Here is a 15367-nt window from a genome sequence, read left to right as displayed (position 1 = left end):
GTGCGGTTTGTTACGTTCGAATTTTTCTTTAGCCACGACAGTAAACCTCTTACTTAAAGGGCTGAATCAACCTTGTTTTTTAACCAGTGCTTCGACGATATTCGACGGAGCCTCGGAGTATTTGGAGAATTCCATAGAGTAGCTCGCGCGACCCTGAGACATGGAACGAACGTCGGTTGCATAACCGAACATCTCACCCAGTGGTACTTCGGCACGGATCACTTTGCCGGACACTGTGTCTTCCATACCCTGGATCAGACCACGACGACGATTCAGGTCACCCATCACGTCACCCATGTAGTCCTCAGGGGTTACCACTTCTACTTTCATGATCGGCTCAAGCACTACACCGCCGCCCTTCTGGGCCAGCTGCTTGGTCGCCATGGAAGCGGCCACCTTGAACGCCATCTCGTTGGAGTCGACGTCATGGTAGGAGCCATCGAAAACGGTCGCCTTCAGGCCGATGAGCGGATAGCCGGCAACGACGCCGTTCTTCATCTGCTCTTCAATACCTTTCTGAATGGCCGGGATGTATTCCTTCGGAACCACACCACCTACGACTTCGTTCACGAACACCAGACCTTCCTGACCTTCATCAGCAGGTGCAAAGCGGATCCAGCAATGACCGAACTGACCACGACCACCCGACTGACGAACGAACTTGCCTTCAATTTCGCAGTTTTTGGTGATCTTCTCGCGGTAGGAAACCTGCGGCTTACCGATGTTCGCCTCGACGTTAAACTCGCGACGCATACGGTCGACGAGAATGTCGAGGTGCAACTCGCCCATACCGGAGATGATGGTCTGCCCAGTTTCCTCGTCAGTCTTGACGCGGAAGGAGGGATCTTCCTGGGCAAGCTTGCCCAGTGCGATACCCATCTTCTCTTGGTCGGCCTTGGTCTTAGGCTCTACCGCTACCGAGATGACCGGCTCCGGGAAATCCATACGCTCGAGAATGATCGGCTTGTCAGCATCACACAGAGTGTCGCCAGTGGTGACATCCTTCATGCCAATCAGAGCAGCGATATCGCCAGCGCGCACTTCCTTGATCTCTTCGCGCTGGTTGGCATGCATCTGCACCATACGACCAACGCGCTCTTTCTTGCCCTTGACCGAATTGATCACCGAGTCGCCCGAACTAAGGAAGCCCGAGTAGACACGTACGAACGTCAGGGTGCCAACGAACGGGTCGGTGGCAATCTTGAAAGCCAAAGCCGAGAACGGCTCAGCATCGTCAGCATGACGCTCGTCATAGTCAGCATCAACAAGCTCTTCTTTGGGCTTGTCGATGATGTCCGGATGGATCCCTTTGATAGCAGGAATCTCGGTCGGAGCAGGCAGGTACTCGATAACGGCGTCGAGAACGAGGGGAACGCCCTTGTTCTTGAACGAAGAACCACAGACAGCTGGAACGATCTCGTTAGCCAAGGTACGGGCACGCAGGCCGGCCTTGATCTCTTCGTTGGTCAGCTCTTCGCCTTCCAAGTACTTGTTCATCAGCTCTTCACTGGACTCAGCGGCAGCCTCGACCATGTTGGAGCGCCATTCTTCGGCCAACTCCAGCATATCGGCAGGAATTTCTTCCTCGCGATAGGTTGTGCCTTTGTCATCGTCGTTCCAGTAGATAGCCTTCATCTTGATCAGATCGACCTGACCCTGGAAGTTATCCTCTGAACCAATAGCGAGCTGAATCGGTACCGGAGTATGACCCAGGCGATTCTTGATCTGACTGACGACGCGCAGGAAGTTAGCACCAGCACGGTCCATCTTGTTCACGTAGACGACACGTGGAACACCGTACTTGTTGGCCTGACGCCAAACGGTTTCAGACTGCGGCTCGACACCGGAAGTACCGCAGAACACAACGACAGCGCCATCCAGTACGCGCAACGAACGCTCCACTTCGATGGTGAAGTCAACGTGACCGGGAGTGTCGATCACGTTTACACGGTAGTTGTCATACTGACCTACGGAGCCTTTCCAGAAGGTCGTAACAGCAGCCGAGGTAATTGTGATACCACGCTCCTGCTCTTGCACCATCCAGTCAGTAGTAGCCGCACCGTCGTGCACTTCACCCATCTTATGGCTGAGGCCTGTGTAGAACAGGATCCGCTCGGTCGTAGTGGTCTTGCCCGCGTCAACGTGCGCACAAATACCAATGTTGCGGTAGCGGTTAATTGCTGTGTTACGAGCCATAAAGCCCTCGCAAGTTGAATGGAGCCAAAATTAGAAACGGTAGTGCGAGAACGCCTTGTTGGCCTCGGCCATGCGATGCACGTCTTCACGCTTCTTCACAGCGGCGCCTTTACCTTCAAATGCATCCGACAGCTCACCCGCCAAACGCAGGGCCATGGATTTCTCGCCACGCTTACGCGCAGCGTCTACCAGCCAGCGCATGGCCAAGGCATTACGACGCGAAGGACGGACTTCAACCGGAACCTGGTAAGTCGCACCACCTACGCGGCGGGACTTCACTTCGACCAGCGGAGCGATGGCGTCGAGTGCTTTTTCGAAGATTTCCAGGGGGTCGCTGTTCTTGCGTTCTTTGACCTTTTCCAAAGCCCCATAAACGATACGCTCGGCGACGGCTTTCTTGCCGCTCTCCATCACGTGGTTCATGAATTTGGCGAGAATCAGACTTCCGTATTTCGGATCGTCAAGGATCTCGCGCTTGGCTGCTACACGACGTCTTGGCATTGATAAGCCCTCAAACGGTCTTCAGGTTAGCCCGGGACTATAACGATGAGGTTACGCCCGACCTTACTCTTATCGACTCAATAAAAATAAAATACGGATTACTTCGGACGCTTGGCGCCGTACTTGGAACGGCCCTGCTTACGATCCTTGACACCTGAAGTATCCAGCGAACCGCGAACTGTGTGGTAGCGAACACCAGGGAGGTCCTTTACACGACCGCCACGGATCAGCACAACACTGTGCTCTTGCAGGTTATGACCTTCACCACCAATGTACGAGGCGACTTCAAAGCCATTGGTCAGACGAACACGGCAAACTTTACGCAGTGCAGAGTTCGGTTTCTTAGGCGTGGTGGTGTACACACGGGTGCACACGCCACGGCGTTGCGGGCAGTTCTGCAGCGCAGGGACGTCGCTTTTCTCGACGACGCGCTTGCGCGGCTGGCGTACCAGCTGGTTGATCGTTGCCATCTACTAGCTCCACTGTTGTCTTTCGACACAAACGAAAAATGGCAGGGCGCTATGCCCCGCCAATTTAGGGGTACAAGAGTCTAAAGAGCTTCCTGCACACCGTCAAGGCGCGCCCCGGCATACGTCGAGGCGATCCTGTTTAGTTGCCGCTCGAGTTCAGGGCCTCAGTCAATGCTGCTTCGACTTCGTCCGCACTCACGCGCACCGGCTTCTCCGCATCACGCTTGCGCTTGCGCTCGCTGTGATATTGAAGTCCGGTACCTGCCGGGATCAAACGACCCACGACGACGTTTTCTTTCAAGCCGCGCAGATAATCGCGCTTTCCAGTGACCGCAGCCTCGGTAAGAACCCGAGTGGTTTCCTGGAAAGAAGCAGCCGAAATAAACGATTCGGTAGACAGCGACGCCTTGGTAATACCCAACAAGACCCGAATGTACTTCGAACCGAACTTGTCGTCTCCGGAAAGGCGCTCGTTCTCTTCCAAGACCTGGGTAAGCTCCATCTGGTCGCCCTTGATGAAACTGGAATCTCCGGACTCAGCCACTTCAACCTTGCGCAACATCTGGCGCAGGATGGTCTCGATGTGCTTGTCGTTGATCTTCACACCCTGCAGACGGTAGACGTCCTGAATCTCGTTGACGATGTACTTAGCCAACGCACTCACGCCAAGCAGGCGCAAGATGTCGTGCGGGTTGCTCGGACCGTCAGAGATAACCTCGCCCTTATTTACCTGTTCGCCTTCGAAGACGTTCAGGTGACGCCACTTAGGAATCAATTCCTCATAGGGATCAGTTCCATCGGTTGGCGTAATGACGAGACGACGCTTGCCTTTTGTTTCCTTACCGAAGGAGATAGTGCCGCTGATCTCCGCCAGAATAGAAGGCTCCTTCGGCCGACGGGCTTCGAACAGGTCGGCAACACGCGGAAGACCACCCGTAATGTCACGGGTCTTCGAAGTTTCCTGCGGGATACGCGCGATAACGTCACCCACATTGATCTCTGCGCCGTCAGCCACACCTACCAACGCATTGGCGGGCAGGAAATACTGGGCAGGAACATCGGTACCCGGCAGTAGCAACTCCTTGCCATTGGAATCCACCATCTTGATTGCAGGACGAATGTCCTTACCAGAGGCAGGTCGATCCTTCGGATCCATCACCTCGATGTTGGTCAAGCCGGTGAGCTCATCGGTCTGACGCTTGATGGTGATGTTCTCTTCCATGCCGACAAAGGTCACGACACCCTTCATCTCGGTGACGATCGGGTGAGTGTGCGGATCCCACTTGGCGACGACAGTGCCGGCGTCGACCTTGTCGCCTTCCTTGATGGAAATAACGGCACCGTACGGGAGCTTGTAGCGCTCGCGCTCGCGGCCGAAGTCATCTGCGACAGCCAGCTCACCGGAACGGGAAACCGCTACCAATGCGCCATCCGCACGCTCGACGTGCTTTAGGTTATGCAGGCGGATAGTGCCGCCGTTCTTAACCATAACGTTGTCGACAGCAGACGTTCGGCTGGCCGCACCACCAATGTGGAACGTACGCATGGTCAGCTGTGTACCTGGCTCACCGATTGACTGAGCGGCAATAACGCCTACCGCCTCACCGATGTTGACCTGATGACCACGTGCCAAATCGCGACCGTAGCACTTGGCGCAGATACCGTAGCGGGTCTCGCAACTGATAGGCGAGCGCACGACAACTTCGTCGATGCTGTTTAGCTCGATGAAATCGACCCATTGTTCGTCGACCAGAGTACCAGCGGGTACAAGGACCTCCTCAGTACCCGGCTTGAGGACGTCACGAGCAATAACGCGACCCAGCACACGCTCACCCAACGGCTCGACTACGTCGCCGCCTTCGATATGCGGAGTCATGAACAGACCCTGCTCGGTACCGCAATCCACCTCGGTAACAACCAGATCCTGCGCGACGTCTACCAGACGACGGGTCAGGTAACCGGAGTTTGCGGTTTTCAGCGCGGTATCCGCCAGACCTTTACGAGCACCGTGAGTGGAGATGAAGTACTGGAGTACGTTCAGACCTTCACGGAAGTTCGCTGTAATGGGCGTCTCGATGATCGAGCCATCCGGCTTGGCCATCAGACCACGCATACCGGCCAGCTGACGGATCTGCGCAGCGGAACCCCGCGCTCCCGAATCGGCCATCATATACATGGAGTTGAACGAGTCCTGCTCGGCCTCGTTACCATCGCGATCGATGACCTTCTCTTTCGAGAGGTTGGCCATCATCGCCTTGGATACTTCATCATTGGCCTTGGACCAGAGGTCGATCACCTTGTTGTACTTCTCCCCCTGGGTCACCAGGCCGGAGGCGTACTGCGATTCGATTTCTTTAACTTCCTCGGTGGCCGCGTCGATGATGCGGGCCTTCTCATCCGGAATGACAAAGTCATTCACGCCGATCGAAACACCCGAGATGGTCGAATAGGCGAAACCGGTATACATCAGCTGGTCAGCGAAAATGACAGTGTCCTTCAGGCCGACCGTGCGATAGCACAGGTTGATCAGCTTGGAGATCGCCTTTTTCTTCATCGGCTGGTTGACCACGTCGAATGGCAGACCCGCCGGAACGACTTGGAACAACAGCGCGCGACCGACCGTGGTGTCGACGATACGCACGTTCTTGGTGATGGTGCCGTCGCGATCCTTGATGGTCTCGTTGATGCGCACCTTAACGCGCGCATGCAACGAAGCCTCGCCAGCGCGAAACACTCGGTCGACTTCCTGCAGGTCAGCAAATACGCGACCTTCGCCTTTGGCATTGATGGCTTCGCGGGTCATGTAATACAGACCCAGTACCACGTCCTGCGAAGGTACGATGATCGGCTCACCGTTGGCAGGCGACAGGATATTGTTGGTCGACATCATCAATGCACGCGCTTCGAGCTGGGCTTCCAGCGTCAGCGGCACGTGAACGGCCATTTGGTCACCGTCGAAGTCGGCGTTGTATGCCGCGCAGACCAACGGATGGAGCTGAATCGCCTTACCTTCGATCAGCACGGGCTCGAACGCCTGGATACCTAGACGGTGCAGCGTCGGTGCGCGGTTAAGCAATACGGGATGTTCGCGAATGACTTCAGCAAGAACGTCCCAAACCTCAGGCAGCTCTCGCTCGACCATCTTCTTGGCTGCCTTGATGGTGGTGGCCATGCCACGCATTTCCAGCTTGCCGAAAATGAAAGGCTTGAACAGCTCGAGAGCCATCTTCTTCGGCAGACCGCACTGGTGCAGACGCAGAGTCGGACCAACGGTAATCACGGAACGACCGGAGTAGTCCACGCGCTTACCGAGAAGATTCTGACGGAAACGACCCTGCTTGCCCTTGATCATGTCAGCCAGGGACTTCAGCGGGCGCTTGTTCGAGCCGGTGATAGCGCGACCACGACGGCCGTTGTCGAGCAGCGCATCGACAGCTTCCTGGAGCATGCGCTTTTCGTTGCGCACGATGATGTCCGGTGCGGACAAATCGAGCAGACGCTTCAGACGATTGTTACGGTTGATCACCCGACGGTACAGATCGTTGAGATCGGACGTGGCGAAACGTCCACCATCGAGCGGAACCAGCGGACGCAGGTCAGGCGGCAATACCGGCAGAACGGTCAGGACCATCCATTCAGGGAGGTTGCCTGAACCATGGAAGGCCTCCATCAGCTTCAAGCGCTTGGACAGCTTCTTGATCTTGGTTTCCGAGTTGGTCTGCGGGATCTCTTCGCGCAGGCGTCCAATCTCGTGCTCCAGATCGATCTCGTGCAGCAGCTCGCGCACGGCCTCGGCACCCATGCGGGCATCGAAGTCATCGCCAAACTCTTCCAGTGCTTCGAAATACTGCTCGTCGTTGAGCAGCTGACCTTTCTCGAGCGTTGTCATGCCTGGATCGATTACGACGTAGCTTTCGAAATAAAGCACGCGCTCGATGTCACGCAGAGTCATGTCCAGAAGCAACCCGATACGGCTCGGCAGCGACTTCAGGAACCAGATGTGAGCAACAGGCGAAGCCAGTTCAATATGGGCCATACGCTCACGGCGCACCTTGGCCAGGGCAACTTCGACGCCGCACTTCTCACAGATAACGCCACGATGCTTAAGGCGCTTGTACTTACCGCACAGGCACTCATAGTCCTTGACTGGGCCAAAGATCTTGGCACAGAACAGGCCGTCGCGCTCCGGTTTGAACGTACGATAGTTGATGGTCTCTGGCTTCTTGACTTCACCAAAGGACCAAGAGCGGATCATCTCGGGCGAAGCCAATGCAATCTTGATGGCATCGAACTCTTCGATTTGACCCTGGTTTTTCAACAGATTCAGCAAGTCTTTCAAGGCCTTTCCTCCTCACGGACCTGCGACGGCCGGCTGATGCCGGACGCCGCATAGGCGGTGCGTGGTTATTCGGTTTCCAGATCGATGTCGATACCGAGCGAGCGGATCTCTTTGATCAACACGTTGAAGGATTCCGGCATACCGGGCTCCATACGGTGATCGCCGTCCACGATGTTCTTGTACATCTTGGTCCGCCCGTTCACGTCGTCCGACTTGACCGTGAGCATTTCCTGCAGGGTATAGGCGGCACCATAGGCTTCTAGTGCCCAGACCTCCATCTCCCCGAAACGCTGGCCACCGAACTGAGCCTTACCACCCAGCGGCTGCTGAGTAACCAGGCTGTAGGAACCGGTGGAACGTGCGTGCATCTTATCGTCGACCAGGTGGTTCAGCTTGAGCATGTACATGTAGCCAACCGTAGTCGTGCGCTCAAACTTGTTACCGGTACGGCCATCAAAAAGCTGCATCTGGCCGCTTTCAGGCAGATCAGCCAGCTTCAGCATGGCCTTGATCTCACGCTCCTTGGCACCGTCGAACACCGGCGTAGCCATGGGAACGCCGCCACGCAGGTTCTTGGCGAGATCCAGGACTTCCTGATCACTGAAGCTCTCCAGGTTCTCCTGGCGCCCACCGATCTCGTTATAGATCTCGGTGAGGAACTTGCGCAGGTCGGCGACCTTGCGCTGCTCTTCCAGCATGCGGTTGATCTTCTCGCCCAGCCCCTTGGCCGCAAGGCCTAGGTGAGTTTCGAGGATCTGACCAACGTTCATACGTGAGGGTACGCCCAGCGGGTTCAGAACGATGTCGACGGGCGTGCCGTTGGCATCGTGCGGCATGTCTTCAACCGGCATGATGACCGAGACTACACCCTTGTTACCGTGACGGCCCGCCATCTTGTCACCTGGCTGGATGCGACGCTTGATCGCCAGGTAGACCTTGACGATTTTAAGCACGCCCGGCGCCAGATCGTCGCCCTGCTGCAGCTTGCGCTTCTTGTCTTCGAACTTGTCGTCGAGCAGCTGGCGGCGGTCGGATATGTAGGCTTGTGCTTTCTCCAACTGCTCGTTGAGCGCGTCTTCGGCCATGCGCAGCTTGAACCACTGCCCATGCTCGAGCCCATCAAGAGTCTCGTCGGTGATGACCGCGCCTTTCTTCAGCCCAGCACCACCTTCGACGGTCGCGCCAACTAGAGCGGAACGCAGACGCTCGAAGGTTGCACCCTCAACGATGCGGAACTCTTCGTTCAGATCCTTACGGATCTCGTCCAACTGCATCTTTTCGATTGCCAGCGCGCGGGAGTCGCGCTCTACGCCATCACGGATGAAAACCTGTACGTCGATGACAGTTCCCTTGGTGCCAGTGGGCACACGGAGGGAGGTGTCCTTCACGTCGGAGGCTTTTTCACCAAAGATGGCACGCAGCAGCTTCTCTTCTGGCGTCAGCTGGGTTTCGCCCTTCGGCGTGACCTTGCCGACCAGAATATCGCCCGCCCCTACCTCAGCACCTACATAAACGATGCCCGCCTCGTCCAGCTTGTTCAGCGCAGCCTCACCCACGTTCGGGATGTCTGCGGTGATCTCTTCTGGGCCGAGCTTGGTATCGCGCGATACGCAGGTCAGCTCTTGAATATGAATGGTAGTGAAGCGGTCCTCTTGGACGACCCGCTCCGACAGGAGGATGGAGTCTTCGAAGTTGTAGCCGTTCCACGGCATGAACGCGACGCGCATGTTCTGACCAAGCGCCAGCTCACCCATGTCGGTCGATGGACCATCAGCCATGATGTCGCCACGCTCGACCACATCACCCTTGCTCACCAACGGACGCTGGTTGATACAAGTGTTCTGGTTAGAACGGGTGTACTTCGTCAAGTTGTAGATGTCTACACCGGCTTCACCGGTTTCGACTTCTGCATCATGCACACGTACGACCACTCGGCTGGCGTCGACCGAATCGATCACACCGCCACGACGGGCAACGACGCAGACACCGGAGTCGCGCGCTACGTTGCGCTCCATGCCAGTACCGACCAGCGGCTTGTCCGAACGCAAAGTCGGAACAGCCTGACGCTGCATGTTCGAACCCATCAGTGCGCGGTTGGCGTCGTCGTGCTCAAGGAACGGAATCAGCGACGCAGCCACAGATACAACCTGCTTCGGCGAGACGTCCATCAGAGTCACGTCCTCAGGCGCCTTTACCGTGAACTCGTTCTGATGCCTAACAGCAACCAGCTCGTCGACCAGCTTGCGTCCGTCCAGCTTCGCACTGGCCTGCGCAATGACGTGGTCGGCTTCCTCGATCGCCGATAGGAACACGATCTCATCGGTTACCTCGCCTTCCTTCACCACGCGATACGGACTTTCTAGGAAGCCGTACTGATTGGTGCGCGCATATGCTGCCAGGGAGTTGATAAGACCGATGTTCGGACCTTCTGGCGTCTCGATCGGACATACGCGACCGTAATGGGTCGGGTGTACGTCCCGCACCTCAAAGCCGGCGCGCTCACGAGTAAGGCCGCCCGGGCCAAGCGCAGAAACGCGGCGCTTGTGGGTAATCTCCGAAAGCGGGTTGTTCTGGTCCATGAACTGCGAGAGCTGGCTGGAGCCGAAAAACTCCTTCACAGCAGCCGCAACTGGCTTGGCATTAATGAGGTCCTGAGGCATCAGACCTTCACTTTCAGCCATGGAGAGACGCTCTTTGACTGCACGCTCTACCCGGACCAGACCGACACGGAACTGGTTTTCTGCCATCTCGCCAACACAACGAACACGGCGGTTGCCCAGATGGTCGATATCGTCCACAACGCCTTTACCGTTGCGGATATCGACCAGCGTCTTCAGAACGGCGACGATGTCTTCGCGACTAAGAACGCCAGAACCTTCGATCTCGGTCCGGCCGATACGACGATTGAACTTCATGCGACCGACAGCAGACAGATCGTAGCGCTCGGAGGCGAAGAACAAGTTGTTGAACAACGTCTCAGCCGCATCCTTGGTTGGCGGCTCGCCAGGACGCATCATGCGATAGATTTCTACCAACGCTTCGAGCTGATTGGCCGTCGAGTCGATCTTCAGCGTATCGGAGATGAACGGACCACAGTCGATATCGTTGGTGTACAGCGTTTCGAAACGAACTACCTGCGCCTTGACCAACTTGGCCAGCACCTCGACAGTCAGCTCGGTATTGCACTCAGCGATGATTTCGCCAGTTGCAGGATGCACGATCGCCTTGGCCGTGGTACGCCCCAGAACATAGTCCATGGGCATATCGAGCGACTTGATGCCTGACTTGTCGAGCTGATTGATGTGGCGTGCAGTGATGCGACGGCCTTGCTCAACGATTACCTTGCCGTTCTCGTCCTTGATGTCGAACGAGGCGATCTCACCGCGCAGACGCTGAGGTACCAGCTCAAGGCTCAATGCCTCACCCTTCACGTGGAACACGTTGGTGTCGTAAAACGCATCGAGGATTTCCTCGGTGCTGTAATTCAGCGCGCGCAATAGTACCGACGCTGGCAACTTGCGACGACGGTCGATACGAACGAAAACGGCGTCCTTCGGATCGAACTCGAAGTCCAACCAGGATCCGCGATAAGGAATGATCCGAGCAGAATAAAGCAGCTTGCCCGAGCTGTGGGTCTTGCCGCGGTCGTGATCGAAGAATACGCCAGGCGAACGATGCAACTGAGACACGATAACGCGCTCGGTACCGTTGATGATGAAGGTACCGTTCTCGGTCATCAGGGGGATCTCCCCCATGTAAACTTCCTGCTCTTTGATGTCCTTGATCGCCTTGCTCGAGGACTCCTTATCAAAAATGATCAGGCGGACTTTTACTCGCAGCGGGACAGCAAACGTCACACCGCGCAATACGCATTCCTTGACGTCGAAAGCGGGGTCGCCCAGACGATAGCCGACGTACTCCAGCGCAGCATTGCCGGAATAGCTGATTATCGGAAAAACGGATTTGAAGGCTGCATGCAAGCCAATATCGCGGAATTGATCCTTGGTCGCTCCCGCCTGCAGGAATTCGCGGTACGAATCCAGCTGGATGGCCAAAAGATACGGCACGTCCATAACGTGCGGTAACTTGCTAAAGTCCTTGCGGATTCGTTTTTTCTCAGTGTATGAGTAAGCCATCAGCGTTCCCCAGCTTGGTCACCTGCTTGTTTGGCTTCTCCCGACGGGAGCAGCCAGAAAATCTTGCGAATTCTAGATTCGCACCGCCCATTGGGGCGGTTTTTCCAGTCAAGCTGCAATATGAACATCATGCAGCTATAACGGAAAAAGGCCGGTGGCAAAAGCCACCAGCCATCAGCCTTACGCGAGTCGGTTCGGCTGTAGACGCAAGGTCGTGCTTACTTGAGCTCGACTTTGGCGCCCGCTTCTTCCAAGGCCTTCTTGGCAGCTTCAGCTTCGTCCTTGGAGACGCCTTCCTTGACCATGCCAGGGGCACCGTCCACCACTGCCTTGGCTTCCTTGAGGCCCAGGCCGGTCAGCTCGCGTACCGCCTTGATCACGTTTACTTTCTTGTCGCCAGCTTCCAGCAGCATAACGTTGAACTCGGTCTGCTCTTCAGCAGCGGCAGCAGCCGGGCCAGCAGCAGCGACAGTAGCAGCGGCTGCAGTAACACCGAACTTTTCTTCCATTGCCTTGATCAGTTCAACAACCTGCATCACGGACATTTCGGAAACGGCGTTGATGATGTCTTCGTTGGTCAGAGCCATGACTCTTGTTCCTGTATATAAGTGACGGCCTGCGGCCATCTAATTCAAAAGAAATCGAAAGTGCTTTCCGTGCCTCAGGCAGCGGCAGCTTCTTTCTGGTCGCGAACGGCCGCCAAAGTACGAGCCAGCTTGCTGGTAGCGCCTTGAATCACGCTCATCAGCTGCGAAATAGCTTCGTCATAGGTCGGCAGGGTTGCCAAAGCGTCGATCTGGTTGGCTGCGATGAACTGACCCTCGAACGCAGCAGCCTTGATCTCGAACTTGTCCTGACCCTTGGCGAACTCTTTGAAAATCCGGGCAGCTGCGCCCGGATGTTCATTGGAGAACGCAATAAGGGTCGGGCCCTTGAACACGTCGCTGAGCACGTCGTACTGAGTGCCTTCAACGGCGCGGCGCAGCAAAGTGTTACGTACGACACGTACGTAGACACCAGCGTCGCGGGCCTCTTTACGGAGTCCGGTCATGGCTCCCACGGTCACGCCTCGGGCATCAGCCACGACAGCGGAAAGGGCAGCTTTGGCAGCCTCGTTGACTTCAGCGACGATGGCCTTCTTGTCTTCGAGTTTGATTGCCACGGGTTCTTACTCCTGGATGTTACCGGTTCGCCCAGTTTGAACTGGACGGGTTTTGGTGTCTGATTCGGTACGAATCGGGAGCACCTCTGCGTAGGCCTGAAAAAGCTACACCTTTTCGGTTTAAGACTTTCGTCGCCTACGGTCTTGGATAGCCCCCGCCAGGCAGGGACCCCAATTTCTGCGTCCTCATCACAGGACGCTGCATCTCTTACGCTTCGAGCGATGCCTGATCGATGATCAGCCCTGGACCCATGGTAGTGCTCAGGGTTACACGCTTGACATAGATACCCTTGGAAGTGGACGGCTTAAGACGCTTAAGGTCCGACAGCAGCGCTTCTACGTTCTGCTTCAGCTGTACAGCTTCGAAGCCAACTTTCCCGACGGAGGTATGAATGATGCCGTTCTTGTCTGTACGGAATCGAACCTGGCCAGCCTTCGCGTTCTTGACTGCGGTTGCGACGTCCGGGGTGACAGTGCCGACTTTCGGGTTAGGCATGAGTCCACGTGGGCCGAGGATCTGGCCGAGCTGACCCACAACACGCATGGCATCCGGGGAGGCAATTACCACGTCATAGTTGAGATCGCCGCCCTTCATTTCGGCCGCCAGCTCATCCATGCCAACACGGTCAGCGCCAGCTGCCAGAGCAGCCTCAGCAGCAGGGCCCTGGGTAAACACAGCAACACGCACGGACTTGCCAGTACCATTCGGTAGAACTGTAGCGCCACGCACTACCTGGTCTGACTTACGAGGGTCAACGCCTAGGTTGATTGCGATATCGAACGACTCAGTGAACTTGACCGCAGACAGCTCCGCCAACAGAGTCGCAGCGTCCTCAAACGAATACTGCTTGCCAGCCTCGATCTTCTCAGCGAAAGCCTTTTGACGCTTAGTCAACTTAGCCATTACACACCCTCCACGTTCAGGCCCATGCTACGAGCGGAGCCGGCGATGGTACGCACGGCCGCATCGAGGTCAGCGGCGGTCAGATCAGCATTCTTGGTCTTCGCGATCTCTTCCAGCTGAGCACGAGTAACGGTGCCGACTTTCTGGGTGTTCGGACGAGCAGAACCACTGGTGATGCCTGTAGCCTTTTTCAACAAAACTGCAGCCGGGGTACTTTTTGTCTCAAAGGTGAAGCTGCGATCACTGTAAACAGTGATGATCACCGGAGTAGGCAGACCAGGCTCCTGGCCTTGTGTCCGGGCATTGAATGCCTTGCAGAACTCCATGATGTTCACGCCATGCTGACCCAGCGCTGGACCAACTGGCGGCGACGGGTTGGCCTGACCGGCCTTTACCTGAAGCTTGATATAAGCTTGAATCTTCTTAGCCATAACTACTCCGTTACGGGTTCTAGCGCCTTCCGGCTCCCCTTTTTACTTGAATACCCCAGTGACGACAAAACCCCGCAGCCAGCAGCTGCGGGGTGTGGGGTGCTTACTTCAGCTAGACCTTTTCGACCTGACTGAACTCCAACTCAACCGGCGTCGAACGACCAAATATCAGAACTGCGACCTGAATGCGGCTCTTCTCATAATTGACCTCCTCGACCACACCGTTGAAGTCGGCGAATGGGCCATCTGCAACCCGAACGACCTCGCCCGGCTCGAACAGCGTCTTGGGCTTTGGCTTATCGCTGCCATCGGCAACGCGACGCAGAATCGCTTCAGCTTCTTTGTCAGTGATAGGCGCAGGCTTATCAGCAGTGCCGCCGATAAAGCCCATGACACGCGGGGTGTCTTTGACGAGGTGCCAAGCACCCTCCGCCATATCCATCTGAACAAGGACATAGCCCGGGAAGAACTTACGCTCGCTTTTGCGCTTCTGCCCGTTGCGCATCTCCACCACTTCTTCAGTGGGCACAAGGATCTCGCCGAAATGGTCTTCCATGCCAGCAAGCTTGATGCGCTCAATCAGCGAACGCATGACATGCTTCTCGTAGCCCGAGTAAGCATGAACCACGTACCAACGCTTAGCCACGGGAAATCCTTAACGTACAATCATGGAAACTAGCCATCCAAGCAGGGAGTCAAGCCCCCACAACAACAACGCCATAATCAGAACAACCGCAACCACAATAAGCGTGGTCTGGGTAGTTTCCTGGCGAGTCGGCCAGACGACTTTACGAATCTCGACCCGAGCCTCTTTCAAAAGAGTAAAAAAGGATCGACCCTTAGAAGTTTGCAGCGCAACGAACGCAGCAAAAACAGCCATCACCAGCAAGGCAATGACCCTATACAGGATGGGCTCTGCGGAGTAATACTGATTACCCACAACAGCCACAAGAACCAAAGCAGCTACAACAAGCCACTTCACCACATCGAAGCGCGAGTCTTTGGCTTCTGCTTTGATATTCATCTGCTAGAACCCTGTAAAAACTGCCAAATTCATTATTGAAGTTGGCAGGCCAGGAGGGAATCGAACCCCCAACCTGCGGTTTTGGAGACCGCCGCTCTGCCAATTGAGCTACTGGCCTAACAAGAGTCAGGCCGACTATTATGCCGGCCCGAATACATCAGATCAATCGATTATTCGATGATCTTGGCAACCACACCAGCGCCA

Annotated in this window: 11 protein-coding genes and 1 tRNA gene; all 12 read right to left on the bottom strand. The window is 56.0% G+C overall.

Going from position 1 to position 15367, the window contains the following annotated elements; genetic code table 11:
• Positions 1 to 66: 66 nt before the first annotated feature.
• The 12 genes from fusA to EA797_RS21385 all read right to left on the bottom strand — a co-directional run bounded on the left by fusA (position 67) and on the right by EA797_RS21385 (position 15281).
• Entirely contained in the window at positions 67 to 2196 is a 2130-nt protein-coding gene (fusA, locus tag EA797_RS21440; RefSeq protein WP_122168983.1) for an elongation factor G, read from the bottom strand.
• 30 nt (positions 2197 to 2226) lie between these two features.
• Positions 2227 to 2697, bottom strand: a complete 471-nt coding sequence (rpsG, locus tag EA797_RS21435) for a 30S ribosomal protein S7 (protein WP_045430600.1) — start codon at positions 2695 to 2697, stop codon at positions 2227 to 2229.
• A gap of 98 nt (positions 2698 to 2795) precedes the next feature.
• The gene (rpsL, locus tag EA797_RS21430; RefSeq protein WP_003291416.1) at positions 2796 to 3167 is read right to left on the bottom strand and encodes a 30S ribosomal protein S12; all 372 of its coding nucleotides are present in this window, start codon (positions 3165 to 3167) and stop codon (positions 2796 to 2798) included.
• Positions 3168 to 3306: 139 nt separating this feature from the next.
• Positions 3307 to 7506: a DNA-directed RNA polymerase subunit beta' gene (gene rpoC / locus EA797_RS21425; protein ID WP_122168981.1), complete on the bottom strand. Its 4200-nt coding sequence runs from the start codon at positions 7504 to 7506 to the stop codon at positions 3307 to 3309.
• A 65-nt stretch (positions 7507 to 7571) separates the two neighbouring features.
• On the bottom strand, positions 7572 to 11642 hold the full coding sequence (rpoB, locus tag EA797_RS21420; RefSeq protein ID WP_122168979.1) for a DNA-directed RNA polymerase subunit beta: 4071 nt from the start codon (positions 11640 to 11642) through the stop codon (positions 7572 to 7574).
• Between the two features lie 218 nt (positions 11643 to 11860).
• On the bottom strand, positions 11861 to 12229 hold the full coding sequence (gene rplL / locus EA797_RS21415) for a 50S ribosomal protein L7/L12 (protein WP_019342054.1): 369 nt from the start codon (positions 12227 to 12229) through the stop codon (positions 11861 to 11863).
• A 74-nt stretch (positions 12230 to 12303) separates the two neighbouring features.
• Positions 12304 to 12804 carry a 50S ribosomal protein L10 gene (rplJ, locus tag EA797_RS21410; protein ID WP_021209386.1) on the bottom strand — a complete coding sequence of 167 codons (501 nt, stop codon included), beginning with the start codon at positions 12802 to 12804 and terminating at the stop codon, positions 12304 to 12306.
• Positions 12805 to 13012: 208 nt separating this feature from the next.
• Complete coding sequence (rplA, locus tag EA797_RS21405) at positions 13013 to 13708, bottom strand: 50S ribosomal protein L1 (protein ID WP_122168977.1); 696 nt, start codon at positions 13706 to 13708, stop codon at positions 13013 to 13015.
• A complete protein-coding gene (gene rplK, locus EA797_RS21400; RefSeq protein ID WP_122168975.1) occupies positions 13708 to 14139 on the bottom strand; it encodes a 50S ribosomal protein L11 in 432 nt (143 codons plus the stop codon). Before rplK ends, rplA begins: the two co-directional genes overlap by 1 nt.
• A 112-nt stretch (positions 14140 to 14251) precedes the next feature.
• Positions 14252 to 14785 carry a transcription termination/antitermination protein NusG gene (nusG, locus tag EA797_RS21395; protein WP_019342058.1) on the bottom strand — a complete coding sequence of 178 codons (534 nt, stop codon included), beginning with the start codon at positions 14783 to 14785 and terminating at the stop codon, positions 14252 to 14254.
• 9 nt (positions 14786 to 14794) lie between these two features.
• The gene (gene secE / locus EA797_RS21390) at positions 14795 to 15163 is read right to left on the bottom strand and encodes a preprotein translocase subunit SecE (RefSeq protein ID WP_122168974.1); all 369 of its coding nucleotides are present in this window, start codon (positions 15161 to 15163) and stop codon (positions 14795 to 14797) included.
• Positions 15164 to 15205: 42 nt separating this feature from the next.
• A tRNA-Trp gene (locus EA797_RS21385) sits at positions 15206 to 15281 on the bottom strand.
• Positions 15282 to 15367 lie beyond the last annotated feature (86 nt).

Origin of the sequence: Stutzerimonas zhaodongensis, from assembly GCF_003696365.1 — a bacterium.
In the GTDB taxonomy this organism is placed as follows: Bacteria; Pseudomonadota; Gammaproteobacteria; order Pseudomonadales; family Pseudomonadaceae; genus Stutzerimonas; species Stutzerimonas zhaodongensis.
Note: the sequence above shows the minus strand (reverse complement) of the source record. Positions and strands in the feature narration are given on the sequence as shown.

What these genes read in the sequence shown, in the direction of transcription:
- fusA (WP_122168983.1), bottom strand. Translation starts at nt 2,196, where the DNA reads ATGGCTCGTAACACAGCAATTAACCGCTACCGCAACATTGGTATTTGT.
- rpsG (WP_045430600.1), bottom strand. Translation starts at nt 2,697, where the DNA reads ATGCCAAGACGTCGTGTAGCAGCCAAGCGCGAGATCCTTGACGATCCG.
- rpsL (WP_003291416.1), bottom strand. Translation starts at nt 3,167, where the DNA reads ATGGCAACGATCAACCAGCTGGTACGCCAGCCGCGCAAGCGCGTCGTC.
- rpoB (WP_122168979.1), bottom strand. Translation starts at nt 11,642, where the DNA reads ATGGCTTACTCATACACTGAGAAAAAACGAATCCGCAAGGACTTTAGC.
- rplL (WP_019342054.1), bottom strand. Translation starts at nt 12,229, where the DNA reads ATGGCTCTGACCAACGAAGACATCATCAACGCCGTTTCCGAAATGTCC.
- rplA (WP_122168977.1), bottom strand. Translation starts at nt 13,708, where the DNA reads ATGGCTAAGTTGACTAAGCGTCAAAAGGCTTTCGCTGAGAAGATCGAG.
- rplK (WP_122168975.1), bottom strand. Translation starts at nt 14,139, where the DNA reads ATGGCTAAGAAGATTCAAGCTTATATCAAGCTTCAGGTAAAGGCCGGT.
- secE (WP_122168974.1), bottom strand. Translation starts at nt 15,163, where the DNA reads ATGAATATCAAAGCAGAAGCCAAAGACTCGCGCTTCGATGTGGTGAAG.